The sequence below is a fragment of the Candidatus Dadabacteria bacterium genome, assembly GCA_026705445.1.
In the GTDB taxonomy this organism is placed as follows: domain Bacteria; phylum Desulfobacterota_D; class UBA1144; order Nemesobacterales; family Nemesobacteraceae; genus Nemesobacter.
The window spans coordinates 1-12,793 of the sequence record JAPPAR010000017.1; the positions used below are offsets into that span (position 1 = coordinate 1).

At 48.1% G+C, this 12,793-nt stretch carries 13 protein-coding genes and 2 tRNA genes; 6 read left to right on the top strand and 9 right to left on the bottom strand.

Translation table 11 applies throughout. From position 1 onward, the window contains the following. Window positions 1-227: 227 nt before the first annotated feature. Together OXG75_03650 and ispG are read right to left on the bottom strand one after the other, a co-directional pair. Complete coding sequence (locus OXG75_03650) at window positions 228-1,961, bottom strand: proline--tRNA ligase (protein MCY3625079.1); 1,734 nt, start codon at window positions 1,959-1,961, stop codon at window positions 228-230. Window positions 1,962-2,029: 68 nt separating this feature from the next. Further along, a complete protein-coding gene (ispG, locus tag OXG75_03655) occupies window positions 2,030-3,088 on the bottom strand; it encodes a flavodoxin-dependent (E)-4-hydroxy-3-methylbut-2-enyl-diphosphate synthase (GenBank protein MCY3625080.1) in 1,059 nt (352 codons plus the stop codon). Between the two features lie 222 nt (window positions 3,089-3,310). Here ispG and OXG75_03660 point away from each other — a divergent pair, with 222 nt between their 5' ends. Together OXG75_03660 and OXG75_03665 are read left to right on the top strand one after the other, a co-directional pair. Further along, entirely contained in the window at window positions 3,311-3,715 is a 405-nt protein-coding gene (locus OXG75_03660) for a metal-sulfur cluster assembly factor (GenBank protein MCY3625081.1), read from the top strand. Between the two features lie 14 nt (window positions 3,716-3,729). After that, window positions 3,730-4,776, top strand: a complete 1,047-nt coding sequence (locus tag OXG75_03665) for an Mrp/NBP35 family ATP-binding protein (protein MCY3625082.1) — start codon at window positions 3,730-3,732, stop codon at window positions 4,774-4,776. Between the two features lie 112 nt (window positions 4,777-4,888). On the opposite strand, the gene OXG75_03670 is transcribed toward OXG75_03665, so the two are convergent. Together OXG75_03670 and OXG75_03675 are read right to left on the bottom strand one after the other, a co-directional pair. Next, a complete protein-coding gene (locus OXG75_03670) occupies window positions 4,889-5,479 on the bottom strand; it encodes a hypothetical protein (protein ID MCY3625083.1) in 591 nt (196 codons plus the stop codon). A 201-nt stretch (window positions 5,480-5,680) separates the two neighbouring features. Next, window positions 5,681-6,625 carry an NAD-dependent epimerase/dehydratase family protein gene (locus OXG75_03675; protein MCY3625084.1) on the bottom strand — a complete coding sequence of 315 codons (945 nt, stop codon included), beginning with the start codon at window positions 6,623-6,625 and terminating at the stop codon, window positions 5,681-5,683. Window positions 6,626-6,868: 243 nt separating this feature from the next. On the opposite strand from OXG75_03675, the gene OXG75_03680 reads away from it, so the two are divergent. Together OXG75_03680 and OXG75_03685 are read left to right on the top strand one after the other, a co-directional pair. Further along, window positions 6,869-7,816, top strand: coding sequence for a J domain-containing protein (locus OXG75_03680; protein MCY3625085.1), 948 nt, complete (start codon window positions 6,869-6,871; stop codon window positions 7,814-7,816). Window positions 7,817-7,863: 47 nt separating this feature from the next. Next, window positions 7,864-8,127 carry a DUF1844 domain-containing protein gene (locus OXG75_03685; protein MCY3625086.1) on the top strand — a complete coding sequence of 88 codons (264 nt, stop codon included), beginning with the start codon at window positions 7,864-7,866 and terminating at the stop codon, window positions 8,125-8,127. A 9-nt stretch (window positions 8,128-8,136) separates the two neighbouring features. On the opposite strand, the gene OXG75_03690 is transcribed toward OXG75_03685, so the two are convergent. The 5 genes from OXG75_03690 to OXG75_03710 are packed head-to-tail and all read right to left on the bottom strand — an operon-like array spanning window position 8,137 to window position 12,509. Next, window positions 8,137-9,039: a PfkB family carbohydrate kinase gene (locus tag OXG75_03690; GenBank protein MCY3625087.1), complete on the bottom strand. Its 903-nt coding sequence runs from the start codon at window positions 9,037-9,039 to the stop codon at window positions 8,137-8,139. Beyond that, window positions 9,039-9,899: an S-methyl-5'-thioadenosine phosphorylase gene (gene mtnP / locus OXG75_03695; protein ID MCY3625088.1), complete on the bottom strand. Its 861-nt coding sequence runs from the start codon at window positions 9,897-9,899 to the stop codon at window positions 9,039-9,041. Before mtnP ends, OXG75_03690 begins: the two co-directional genes overlap by 1 nt. Continuing rightward, window positions 9,896-10,558, bottom strand: a complete 663-nt coding sequence (rsmG, locus tag OXG75_03700; protein ID MCY3625089.1) for a 16S rRNA (guanine(527)-N(7))-methyltransferase RsmG — start codon at window positions 10,556-10,558, stop codon at window positions 9,896-9,898. The genes mtnP and rsmG overlap by 4 nt, the downstream gene beginning before the upstream one ends. Next, window positions 10,555-11,346, bottom strand: coding sequence for a tRNA (adenine-N1)-methyltransferase (locus tag OXG75_03705; protein MCY3625090.1), 792 nt, complete (start codon window positions 11,344-11,346; stop codon window positions 10,555-10,557). Before OXG75_03705 ends, rsmG begins: the two co-directional genes overlap by 4 nt. After that, complete coding sequence (locus tag OXG75_03710; protein MCY3625091.1) at window positions 11,343-12,509, bottom strand: MFS transporter; 1,167 nt, start codon at window positions 12,507-12,509, stop codon at window positions 11,343-11,345. The genes OXG75_03705 and OXG75_03710 overlap by 4 nt, the downstream gene beginning before the upstream one ends. A 121-nt stretch (window positions 12,510-12,630) precedes the next feature. On the opposite strand from OXG75_03710, the gene OXG75_03715 reads away from it, so the two are divergent. Next, window positions 12,631-12,703: transfer RNA gene (locus OXG75_03715), tRNA-Lys, on the top strand. 9 nt (window positions 12,704-12,712) lie between these two features. Continuing rightward, window positions 12,713-12,790, top strand: a tRNA-Glu gene (locus tag OXG75_03720). The last annotated feature ends 3 nt before the right edge of the window (window positions 12,791-12,793 follow it).

Sequence of the window (12,793 nt, forward strand, 5' to 3'; positions counted from 1 at the left end):
GCACAATCCCCCCGTCGTTATTGATCAAAACGCTGTTTTGGCAAATGAAGTTCGGTTTAACTTCTGAGTGGCTCATTTTAAGTGCTTCTCTATACTATTCAGACGCTGCAGTATTATCTTGAATTTGCTCTACAGGAAAAATACATTAAGCCCATGCTCACATCTTATCACACTTTTGGGCAGTGAAGTATATAAACCCCAAAATTTCCGTCCCGGGGTTCTTCTTCTTATCTCTGTTCAGCTAAAAGAGCAGCAATTTCTCCTGAGACTTCTTCTACCATAATGCTTATTCTCTCACCGGAGTTTCTATTCTTTATCTCCACCTTGCCCTCTTTCAGGCTTCTTTGCCCGACAGTGACCTGAATCGGGATTCCGAGCAGATCCGAATCTTTGAATTTCACGCCAGCGGTCTCCGCTCTGTCATCAATAAGAACATCCACTCCATCGTGGAGAAGCGCTGAATATACTTTTTCCGCTACGTCCCTCACATCCTGCTGTTTCATGTTTATCGGAAGCACGGAAACTTCAAACGGAGCTATGGGGACGGGAAATTTTATTCCGTACTCATCGTTATTCTGTTCTATCGCTGCTGCTACCGTCCTTCCTATCCCGATTCCGTAACAACCCATAACAAGCGGTTTTTCCACTCCGTTTTCATCTACGTAGGTGGCTCCCATGGCTTCGCTGTACTTGGTTCCCAGCTTAAAAACATGACCGACTTCGATGCCTCTTGACGCCTTCAGAACTCCGTTTTCAGAAACCGGGCACGGGTCCCCTTCCCTTGCCACCCTTATGTCCGCATAGGAGTCGGCTTCAAAGTCCCGCCCGGGGTTAACGCCGGTTATGTGATAGTCGCCTTTGTTGGCTCCCGTTACGGCGTTTTTCATATTGCGAACGGATTTGTCCGCAATCACCCTCACGTTCTTTCTCTTAAGTCCCACGGGTCCGCTGAATCCGAGCGGCCCTCCTGAAACTTCCAGAATTGTCTGCGGATCGGCAAGTTCTGCAACGTCACATCCGAGAAAATTTCGAAGCTTGGTTAGACTGAGCTCCGCGTCTCCCCTTACGAGCGCAACGGCCGGCTCTGTTTCGGTATGCACTATAAGAGTCTTTATCAGTTTTTCCGGACCGACTTTTAAAAGCTGCGCCACATCCTCAACCGTCTTAAGGCCCGGGGTATGGACCTCGGAGACCTCTTCAAGTCCGGAGGTTGTTCTTAATCCCTCCCTTTCGTCTTCTGAAATGCCGATTTTTGCGAGTTCCAGATTGGCGGCGTAATCTGCCTCCGTGGAACTCATTATTACGTCTTCCCCGGTGTCGGCAGTCACCATGAACTCATGTGAGAAACTTCCGCCGATGTTTCCTGAATCGGCGGCAACCACGCTGAACGCGAGCCCGCATCTTTCAAATATACGCACATAGGCGTCGTACATCGCCTGGTAGGAACGATCCGCTCTCTCATCCGAAACGTCGAAGCTGTAGGCATCTTTCATTATGAATTCACGTGCCCTCATAACCCCAAAGCGGGGACGGATTTCATCCCTGAATTTCGTCTGTATCTGGTAAAAATTAACGGGAAGCTGTTTGTAGGAACGAATCTCCTTCCTGACTATGTCCGTTATTATTTCCTCGTGCGTGGGCCCCAGACAGAAATCCCGCTCGGCTCGGTCCTTGAAGCGAAGCAGCTCCTTTCCGTAGTAATCCCATCTGGCGCTTTCGATCCAGGGTTCAGCCGGAAGCACTGCGGGCATGAGGAGCTCTATGGCTCCTGCCCTGTTCATTTCTTCCCGCACTATGTTTTCGACTTTTCTTATGGACCTGAGTCCCAAAGGAAGGTAGTTGTAGATCCCGGCCGCAAGCTTTCTTATCATGCCTGCTCTTACCATAAGCTTGTGACTTACGATCTCGGCATCCGAAGGATCTTCCTTGACCGTGGGTATGAAATAGGAAGAAAACCTCATTCGTTTTTCTCCTTTAAAGTGATTTGAACTCAGCTGGAAAGCAATTTTGCGTTTGCGGGGTTTTCAGTTCAGTTAACGTAATTTCTCTCTATTTCCTTGACAAGCTCCCCGACCAAATCGGCTTCTCTGAAAGATTTTATCAGTTTTCCGTCCCGATAAAGCATTCCCTTGCCCTTTCCCCCCGCTATCCCTATATCGGCTTCCGCGGCCTCGCCCGGCCCGTTAACAACGCAACCCAGTATGGCGACTTTAACCGGTCTTGGAAGGTTAAAACCGGAAACACCTTGCTCAACTTCAGAAACCAGCTTCTCAAGATCTATTTCAAGTCGCCCGCATCCCGGACACGAGATAAGTTCAATTCCGTTGTTCCTGATTCCAAGGGACCTCAGTATGTTCATTCCGACAACTATCTCCTCCACGGGATCGCCGGTTAAGGACACCCTTATCGTGTCACCTATCCCTTCAGCCAGAAGCGCTCCGATTCCTATGGCGGATTTCACCGTCCCCATTCCCGGGGTCCCCGCCTCGGTAACTCCTAGATGGAGCGGATATTCGGTCTTGTCCGCGAGCATTCTGTATGCGGTAATCATTTTCCTCACGTCGGTGGACTTGACTGAAATCTTTATGTCGAGAAAATCAAGGTCCTCGAGTATGCCGACATGTCTCATTGCGCTCTCAACCAAAGCCTCGGCCGTTGGGTGTTTGTGCTTTTTGAGTATGTCTTTTTCAAGAGAGCCTGAATTCACGCCTATTCTTATGGGAACTCTTCTTTCCTTGCAGGCGTCAACCACGGCCTTTATTCTGTACCTGGCGCCGATGTTTCCGGGGTTTATTCTCATCCCGTCGACTCCTTGTCTTATTGATTCAAGGGCCAGTCTGTAATCAAAGTGTATGTCTGAGACAAGGGGAATTCCTATCTCTTTTCTTATCGCTCCCAGGGCCTTTGCGGCATCCATGTCGGGAACGGCGACCCTGACGATGTCACAACCCGCTTTCTCAAGTCTTTTTATCTGGGAAACCGTTGACGCAACGTCTCTCGTATCGGTAATAGTCATTGACTGAACCGAAACGGGAGCTCCCCCGCCTATTTTTACGTCGCCGATTGATATCTGCCGGGATTGCCTCATAACTTGCGGAAAATGCTATTGAATAGTTATTATAGTGTCAAGAAAGCGCAAGGCTGAATGTATGTTTCAAGTACTTTCTTGGCTCGGCTAATACCCCCGGAGTCTTTATTTCTTCTGAAGAGTTCGGCAAAGTATAAGAAGTAATCTAAGCGGCATAGAGGAAAGCCGACTCAATAAGTTTTTCATAGTCATTAATAAAGAGGAAATCAGGAGGCGAGAATCATGGGGATAAAAAAGATAATTCAGATAGACAGGGGCGGTTCCTCCAAGGATAAAAGCCCCGTGTCTTTTACAAAGATTGAAAAGAAGAAAAAACCCGAAAACAGCCCGGAAATAACGGAAGAGACAGTCTACGGCGCTCTTAAGGATGTGTACGACCCCGAACTTCCCGTGAGCATAGTGGATCTCGGACTTATTTACGACACCAAAATCTCCGGGCGCAACGTTCAGATCAAGATGACCCTTACCACCCCGGGGTGCGCCATGGGGGCACATATAGCAGGCCAAGCTGAAATGGCCCTTAAAAGCGCGGGAGCCGACAACGTGCTAATAGAAGTGATATGGGATCCTCCCTGGAACCCCGACATGATATCCGAGGAAGGAAAAAAGAAACTGGGTATCTCTTAGGGGGAACTTTCCGCGTGGAACTAAACAGAGAACGGATAATAAAAGTTCTTAAGGGTGTTAACTATCCGGGATTTAACCGGGACATAGTGTCCTTCGGTCTCGTAAAAGACATTCTCGTGGAAGATTCGAAGGTGACCCTCTCCATAATACTTCCCAAGCCCGACCAGAAACTTCAGTCCACAATCGAGGAAGAAGTCCGAAAAGCCATTTTCGGCATACCCGGAGTTGAAGACCTCTCGATGAAGACCGGCTCGCGACCACAGAAGCAGATAACTGCCGATGCGGGTAGTGAAAAAAGCAAGCTTCCCGATGTAAAGTACTACATAGCCGTCGCAAGCGGCAAAGGAGGGGTCGGCAAGTCAACAATAGCGACAAACCTCTCCTTGGCAATCTCAAAAAAAAGACAGAAGGTCGGGCTTATGGATGCCGACATCTGGGGACCAAGCGCTCCTTTGATGATGGGAATAAGCGAAAAACCCCGCGCAACCGACGATGACAAGATCGTTCCGATAGAAAAGTTCGGCCTCAAGGTAATGTCCATCGGTTTTCTCGTGAACGAGGAGGACGCCGTGATATGGAGAGGTCCCATGGTACATGGAGCGATAAAGCAGTTTATCGAGGACGTTGAGTGGAGCGGAACGGATTACCTGATAATCGACCTTCCTCCAGGTACCGGGGACGCCCAGCTTTCTCTGGCGCAGACGGCCCCGATAAGCGGAGGAGTTATAGTAACCACTCCTCAGGACGTAGCCCTAGTGGACGTAAGAAGAGGGATACTGATGTTTAACAAACTGAATATTCCCATTCTTGGCATAGTGGAGAACATGAGCTATCTAGATATGCCCGGTGTGGACGGCAAGATAGACATATTCGGCAGGGGTGGAGGAAGGCGTATGGCAGAGAGATTTGAAGTGCCGTTTCTTGGAGAAATCCCAATCGATCCGCGGATAAGAATCGGTGGGGACAACGGAACTCCCATCGTGGAATCTGATCCGCAAAGCACGGCCGCAAAAGCCTTTTCTGAGATTGCAGACAGGATACTCGAATCCGTAGAGAACTGACAGGTATAACCACTACCATCGCCAGATTTCAAGAAGTTCCCACCAGGAATAAAAGTTAGAAAAACCTATAAAACCCCCAAAAAAATTGGGAATCGTACATATTTTTTCGCCTTCATCTCAGGTTACAGAACAAGGTTCTATCTTGCACAGTGTCGGTTCGGTCGCCACCAGAAACAGTTGTCCTCCCGGCCAAGGTGAGAGAATTTCCTCTAATGTCAGCTCTTCTACATATAAACAAGCCGGGTGTGTAATCGTAGAACTGGTAGCACAGATGATTGCTGCGCCTGATGATCCATTCACCCTCAACTCCAAAACGGTCATAGGGTACATCGCAGGCTTCCCAATACTCTCTAAACTCACGACGGTCACTAGCGCTCGGTTCAAGAAAAAATGTTCCATCCGCAAAGAACTGGAATCTTGAACCATCACTACACCGCCATTTCTCGTCTTCTGGTGTTATCAACTCTTCGGGATATTCTCCAGTCTGGGGTAAGGACAAATATTCATCGTAACAGTATTCAATTTCTTCCTCTTCGTCTTCCTCCAGTTCATCAATCAGTTTATCACGAATCACTTCATCCAGAATTGCTGTACAGCTGATGGAAAAAAGCAGCAAGGTAAATAAAACCTTTTTCACTGTATCCTCTTCTGCCCAAGGCTGATCTCCGGCACACGTAAATGCCGGGCATTTGCTAGTAGTCAAAATGGATTTGGATTTTCCCCTTATTCCCGGGAGATGTTTTGCGGAGACCCAGCCTGGGGTCATCTGAACTAATAGCGATTAAGAGTATAACGCAACAGATAGAGGGTGCGAATATGAGAATAAATTTTGTATGTGCTTTCTCCCTTGCATACTCACCCGCACTGTGATTCACGCTCTCATGCTCAAAGGGAAGAGAGGAAATTAACTGCCAGCCAGCACCGAACTCACCAACGCTTCCCGGGAAGTGTGTTTTGGACGGAACCCGGTCTCTCGTGCCAGCTTCTCATTGCTGACCACCCACGGCCATCTTGCATACTCGATCCCGCACGCGGGAGAATCGCTTTGCAGTCGCATAATCCATGTTGCCCACGTGATGAATGCGAGGAGCGGCGCTGGAAGAGCAATCGCGCGCCTACCCGCAATGCTTGCAATCTCGCTATAGGCAACAGTTCCCTCTCCCGTGATGTTGAATACCCCGGAGGCAGGCTTCAGCAGGCACAACTCAAAGGCGTCGATCAGGTCGTCCAGGTGGATGAACTGCATCTGCGGATCTGCACCGAGAACGCGGACGCTCGCCAGTCTGAAAAAGGCCTCAGTAACGAAATTCTCGCGCTGGGGCGCCATTACCGTGCATCCCCTCAGTATGGTGACGCAGGAGCTGGGATTGTTTATTGCAAATGTTCTAAGCTTGAGTTCCGCTGCGGCCTTGTCCTCGGCGTACTGAAAGCCTCGAACAGGTCTGACGGGTGACTCCTCGGTATATGCCTGCTCAGTCCCGCAACGGGCACCGTACACAGTGGTGCTGCTGAGGTAAACAAGGTGTTTTATGCCGACATCCCGGCAGTCGTTGATCACCTGGGTCGTACCGCTGACATTAACCCTGTGCGCTGCCTTGCGGTCATGACCGGGACGCAAGAGAAAGGCCAAGTGGACAACCGCGTCAACCCGGTACTTTCGCAGAATGTCCGAAGTGGACTCCCCAATGTCCCTCTGGAATGTTCTGACTTTCGGATAGGATATTTCTAGCGGGAGACAGTCAAGCGCTATAACGCTGTCCACATGGTCTGATTGCGCCAGCCTATCCACCAGCCTTGAGCCGATGAACCCGCCCGCACCCGTCACGGCGACAGTTTTCTTCTCGCTCATCACCTTACTACCTTGAGTGTGTTCCCCTTATTCCATCGTCAATTGAACTTCTTTATGGAATCTTGGATTTTCCCGTCTATTTTCGTTTTGCAACACTTACTTTAACACTGCTCGAATTCAGTCTGGCACAATAGTCAAAAAAGGTACCTACTGCAGGTGGCCAAGCATATAAATCCCCGATCAATTTCCTTTAATCTCAAGTAGTATTATAATGAGCTTTAAAAAATCGGAGTTTATACCTTCATGAACGCAGGAAAAGATCTTTATGCGGTGCTCGGCGTACCGCGAAACGCGACGCAGGACCAGATAAAGAAAGCGTACAGAGACCTCGCGAGAAAACACCACCCCGACATGAATCAGGGGAACAAGGGGTCCGAGGAAAAATTCAAAGAAATTCAGCATGCTTACGAAACCCTCTCCGACGCAGAGAAGAAAAAAACCTACGACATGTTCGGGACAAGCAGTTTCAGTGGACAGAGAACTGGTGGAGGAGGCTACAGGCAGTATTCACGAGGATTTCCGGATATAGATGAAATCTTTAAAGATTTCTTTTCACAGGGAGGCGGGTCTTACGATATGGGTGGAGCCAGAGGTGGCTTCGGAGATGTTTTTGATTTCGGTAACGTGCGACAGCAGCCAATAAGACCGAAAAATATCCAGCATACCGTGACACTTGATTTTGAAACTGCAGTAAAAGGTGGAGAGAAGGAACTTCTGCTCAAGTCCCCAGAGGGCGGAACCAAGAGAATAACGGTTAAGATTCCGGCTGGAGTGAAAACCGGTTCCAAGGTGAGATTGCCGGGCAAGGGCGAACAGATAAATTCCATGGCCGGAGACCTCATTCTCGAAATAAAAGTCTTGTCCCATCCGGTTTTTAGAAGAGAAAACGACGATGTATACATTGATCTTCCGCTAACGGTCTACGAGGCTGCATTGGGAACGCTGATCGACGTGCCGACCATAGAAAGTCCCGTAAAACTTACTGTTCCTCCCGGGGTGGGAAGCGGCACGAAAATGAGGCTCAGGGAAAAGGGAGTGAAAAATCCCAAGACCGGCAAACGGGGCGATCAGTTCGTAGTTATTCAGATAGCAATGCCTAAGGAATCGGATGAACAAATAAAAAAACTCATGGACGAGATTAAAGAGAAATATCCCTACGACCCTAGAAAAAAACTCCTCCAGTATCTATAATTGATCCAACGGCTTTAAGAACCTACCTGCAAGGAGAGTGGTTTATCGTGAGCGGTGAAAAAGAAGAATTAAAGATGGATTTTTCGGGCTTTATTCTCTCATTAAACGCTTCGGCCCTCATTCATCTGGGTGAAATTCCCGATCCCCACTCAAAAAAAAGAGAAGTTAACATTCCCGCAGCCAAGCATACCATAAGCATACTCGAGATACTGGCGGAAAAAACCGAAGGGAATCTGACTGAAGAGGAAAAGGGGCTTCTTGACGATATGATTTACAATATCCGTATGAAATATGTAAAGTCCTTGAGCTGATTTTCTCTTCTACATGATCGAGAGCATGAGGAACTCTGAGTATCTTTGCTCTATTTCGTCTTTCTCTAGCGAACCGAGACGTCTTACGCTGAAATCCTCAACAGTAAACGAAGCCAGTACGCTTCCGTAGGCAACTCCCTTTTTAAAACCGGCAAAGTCAAGATCCTTACCTTGAGATGCTATGTAACCCATGAATCCCCCGGCAAAAGTATCTCCGGCTCCTGTCGGATCAAGCACCTGCTCAAGCATGTAGCTGGGGGCAAAGAACAGATCTTCCCGAGAAAAAAGCAAGGCTCCGTACTCTCCTCTTTTAACAATCAGGAATTCCGGTCCCATGTCCATTATCTTTCTCGCTGCTTTGAGCATTAAAGGCTCTTGTGATAGCTGTGTTGCCTCAGAATCGTTTATTATGAGAATGTTAACCCTGCCGAGGAGTGTCTTAAGTTCCTCGAGTTTGTTATCTATCCAGAAGTTCATAGTGTCGCAGGCCACAACCCGGGGGGACTTCACCTGCTCAAGGACTTTCATCTGAATATCAGGATCCGTGTTGGCTAAGAAAAGGTAATCGGCGTCTCTTGATTTCTCGGGAACCACCGGGTCAAACGATCCCAGAACACCAAGGGTGACAGAGACAGTTTCCGGATCCTTCATATCATAGTCGTATCTGCCTTCCCATCTGAAGGTTTCTCCGTCGCTTGTCGCTACTCCCTCCGTGTCAATGCCCCTTGAGCGAAGCAGTTCGGAATAGACCGGGGGAAAATCTTCTCCAACGGAGGAGACCATGTGAACATCCGTAAAATTACGGGCCGCCAGAGAAAAATAACAGGCGGACCCGCCAAGAACATCCTCTTTTCTTCCAAAAGGTGTTTCTATGGTGTCAATTCCTACTGACCCTACGACAACAATACTCATTAAGACCTCATGTATTTATTCACGACAAGTTCAAATCTTTTCCTGGTTTCTTCGGTTACGCGGTCCGAGGACGTTATTATAGAGTGACCCAGGGCACCCTCGCAAAGACATTCCCTTTCCTCAGGGATAGTATCAACTACGGCGGCCACTATTTCCCTTGCCGCTTCAACGTTTTTGTTCATTATCTCGATTATGTCCGAAACCGTGACGTCGTCATGATCTTCATTCCAGCAGTCATAATCAGTGCAGAGGGCAATTGTGGAATAGCAGATCTCCGCTTCCCTGGCAAGTTTTGCTTCCGGCATTGCGGTCATTCCTATTATGTCTGCCCCCCATTCTCTGTAGAGATGACTCTCTGCCCTGGTAGAAAACTGAGGGCCCTCAATACAGACATAGGTTCCTCCCGAGTGGACCGTATCAGCGAAGCCAAGCGATGCTTCCCGAAGACGGCCTGATAGCACGGAACACACAGGGTCGGCCATTGAAACGTGGGCTACTATACCACCTTCAAAAAATGTAGAAGGTCTCCGCTTGGTATTATCAATGAACTGATCCGGTATCACTATATGCCTCGGTTCTATTTCCTTCTTCAGGCTGCCCACGGCACTCACGGATATAATCCACTCGACTCCCATAGCTTTCATTGCGTATATGTTCGCCCGGAAATTTATCTCAGACGGGGATACCGTGTGACCTGTTCCGTGTCTTGGAAGAAAAACCATTCGCGCACTGCCAAGGGTTCCTGTAAGCAGGCTTGAGGAGGGTTTGCCCCATGGAGTCTCCATGGAAACGGTTTTAACATCCGAGAGCCCTTCCATTTCATAAAGACCGCTTCCGCCTATTACTCCTATGGTCTTCAAGCTTCTGTCTCCATCTGCTGAGATACCGACTTCGCGACGATAATCACCCTTTTCTCACCTGAAAAAGGCAGTTCAAGCTCTTTTGTCAAAAGAAGTTCCATATATTCCGGATACCGGTTCGCGTAATCTTCCCATTCCTTCTTTCCCCGGGGTCCCTTCATTATAACCATCTTCCCTTCTATATCCAGATAAGGAGTACCGAGAGCCACGACAGTGCCAACGCTCCCAAGAGCCCGGAACGTCACCCGGTCAAAACCCCCTCTCATTCCTCTATCTACTTCCTCGGCTCTTCCATGGTGGATATCGATGCCGTTAAGTCCGAGAGATCTTTTCACGTCCTTTAAAAAGGCAACTTTCTTTCCAACCGACTCAAGAAGCGTAACGTTAAGGGACGGGTCGTAGATAGAAAGCGGAATTCCAGGAAAACCGGCCCCCGTTCCTATGTCAATCACCCTTGAGCCGGGAGGCATGAATTCAGCCACTGTAAGGGAATCAATAAGGTGCTTGATTATGATTTCTCGGTCAGTGAGAACTGAACTCAGGTTTATGCGCCTGCCCCACTTGCGTAGCAGGTCAACATAAGAGAGGAAAAGATCGGTTCTGATGTTTTCAATACCTATTTGGTCCGCGCCTTCTATAAGAAGTCGTTCGTTAGTCATTTTGATTCGCGAGCGTCAACATCGCTTATTCCCTTGAAGGCGAAGGTAAGGAATCCTGTGTGTGCCACGGTTCTGTTATCTGGGCGAGTCTTCCCCTTTTTCACTTGATAGTTCCTCATTATAAGCTCTACCGTTTCGATTCTCACGAAACCCGTTTCCTCAAGCGATTCCGCGGTTCTTTCCACCTGGTTGTATGTTGGGGAAATACTCGCGATTCTCCCTCCGGAGGCAAGAGCCTCGTAAGCCGCCGGAATTCCATACCATGGAGAAGGGAGATCAAGTATCGCGACGTCGACATCTTTTTCCTTAAAACCTTCTCTGGCATCGCCACAGTTAAATTTCACGTATTCAGAAAGCCCCGCCCGCCGTACGTTATCTTTGGCATTATTCATGAACTGTTCTCTTTTCTCGTACGTATAGACTTTTCCGGAAGGGGCCACCGAATTCGCAAGCGCGATGGTAAGAGCTCCTGAGCCGGTCGCGGCTTCAACAACCCTCACTCCCGCTCTCACGTCCGTTTTGAAGAGAATCAATGCCGCGTCCTTGGGATAAACGATCTGCGTAGCCCTTCTCACCTTCATAATCTTCTGTTCCACGGTAGGGTTAAGAAGTACAAAATCGTTTCCAAGGCTTGAGACTATCGTTTCTCCCCATTCTTTTCCCAGCGCGGTGGAGAGGTCGAGTATCCCCATGTGAGAACTGAACGACTTGCCCTCTTCTACCACCACCATGAAGCTTTTATTATCAGGTGAAACGAGGAGAATGGTATCGCCGGATTTTATTTTCATGAAAGACGTTTCACCCTCCCTGCACTTATAAAATATTTATAGGTAAAGATAATGCACCCCGCAAACATGAACATTCCCGTTGTCGAATACATGTTCGAAAAGCCGTAATCTCGCGCTATGAGTCCGAGAGCGAAGGCAAAAAAGTTTATCCCAATGCTAAAAGACATGTTAAACGCTCCCATCGCAGTTCCCCTTTCATCATCAAGAGCTCTGTCGATAATCATCGCGCTTATGGTGGGATAGAGAATTCCGTAACCCAGGCTGAAAACGAAAGAAACCAGAACAGCGCTCAAAGTGGAGTTTATGGAAAAAATCATCAGCAAGGACGACACCATGATAAGCATTGAAGGCAGGGCTATTTTCCTTCTCTCAACAATATCTGGAAGCTTTCCTCCCAGGATCCTGATTAATATGACGGTTACCGAATATGTAAGAAAAAAGCTCCACGCATGAATTCCGTTTTCCTCAAGAAAAACGGAGAAAAAATTAAGCATGCTTCCAAGCCCCACGGCAATTATAAGATTGACCAGCAGAAGCACGCGGAACCTCTCGGAGAAAACAACGTCGAAAAATCCGCTGAAAATGGATTTTTCGGATACCCTGAAGTTCCCCTCCCGCGAAAGAAAACACAGAACAAAGGCAAGCAGGCTAAACAAAGAGGTATAGAGAAAGAAGGTTGAGTAGCTGAATCTTTCGATCACAATTTCTCCGATAGTAGGTCCGACCGAGTAAGAAGCTACTGTGAAGGCTCCAAAAATGCCGAGTCCGTAAGCCCTTATTTCACTGGGAACATAGTCGGAAACCGCAGTAGCGGCTGAGGTGAAAAAAAAAGCGAAAGCAATTCCCTGCATGAGTCTCAGGAGAAATATCTTTACGTCAATATCCGATATAAAAATATAGAGAAAGGAAACCAGAAACATCAGAAAAGAACCCGCAAGCATGAACCTTCTTCGCCCGTAGTGGTCTATCAGATAAGCTGCGAAGGGGATAGCTCCTATTGAAGTTATGCCAAAGGTGCCCATGACATAGCCTATGCGAGCCTCGTCACCCCCGATATCTTTTATGAAAAGCGGAAGCAGGAAAAAAGAGGAAAAATTGCAGAAAAAGAAAAAATTTCCCAAAGTGACGAGGGAAAAATCTCTGTACTTTTGTGCAAAAGACATCCTAAATGGTGACCCGAAAAAAGAAAGTGAGAAAGGGAGTTTACATGATTTTATACTTTCTATCAGGACAACTGTAGTTTTTTGACATGAAAAAGGCCCATGATATAATACGGCATCTTCTGAGCCGTTAGCTCAGCTGGTAGAGCAACTGCCTTTTAAGCAGTGGGTCACAGGTTCGAATCCTGTACGGCTCAATTTTTGCCGTCCCCGTCGTCTAGTCAGGCCTAGGACATCGGCCTTTCACGCCGGTAACAGGGGTTCAAATCCCCTCGGGGACGCCAGAA

Coding starts and splice junctions, on each gene's coding strand:
- ispG (MCY3625080.1), bottom strand. CDS start 3,088: ATGAGGCAATCCCGGCAGATATCAATCGGCGACGTAAAAATAGGCGGG.
- OXG75_03675 (MCY3625084.1), bottom strand. CDS start 6,625: ATGAGCGAGAAGAAAACTGTCGCCGTGACGGGTGCGGGCGGGTTCATC.
- OXG75_03705 (MCY3625090.1), bottom strand. CDS start 11,346: ATGAAAATAAAATCCGGCGATACCATTCTCCTCGTTTCACCTGATAAT.
- OXG75_03650 (MCY3625079.1), bottom strand. CDS start 1,961: ATGAGGTTTTCTTCCTATTTCATACCCACGGTCAAGGAAGATCCTTCG.
- rsmG (MCY3625089.1), bottom strand. CDS start 10,558: ATGACTAACGAACGACTTCTTATAGAAGGCGCGGACCAAATAGGTATT.
- OXG75_03660 (MCY3625081.1), top strand. CDS start 3,311: ATGGGGATAAAAAAGATAATTCAGATAGACAGGGGCGGTTCCTCCAAG.
- OXG75_03680 (MCY3625085.1), top strand. CDS start 6,869: ATGAACGCAGGAAAAGATCTTTATGCGGTGCTCGGCGTACCGCGAAAC.
- OXG75_03690 (MCY3625087.1), bottom strand. CDS start 9,039: ATGAGTATTGTTGTCGTAGGGTCAGTAGGAATTGACACCATAGAAACA.
- OXG75_03710 (MCY3625091.1), bottom strand. CDS start 12,509: ATGTCTTTTGCACAAAAGTACAGAGATTTTTCCCTCGTCACTTTGGGA.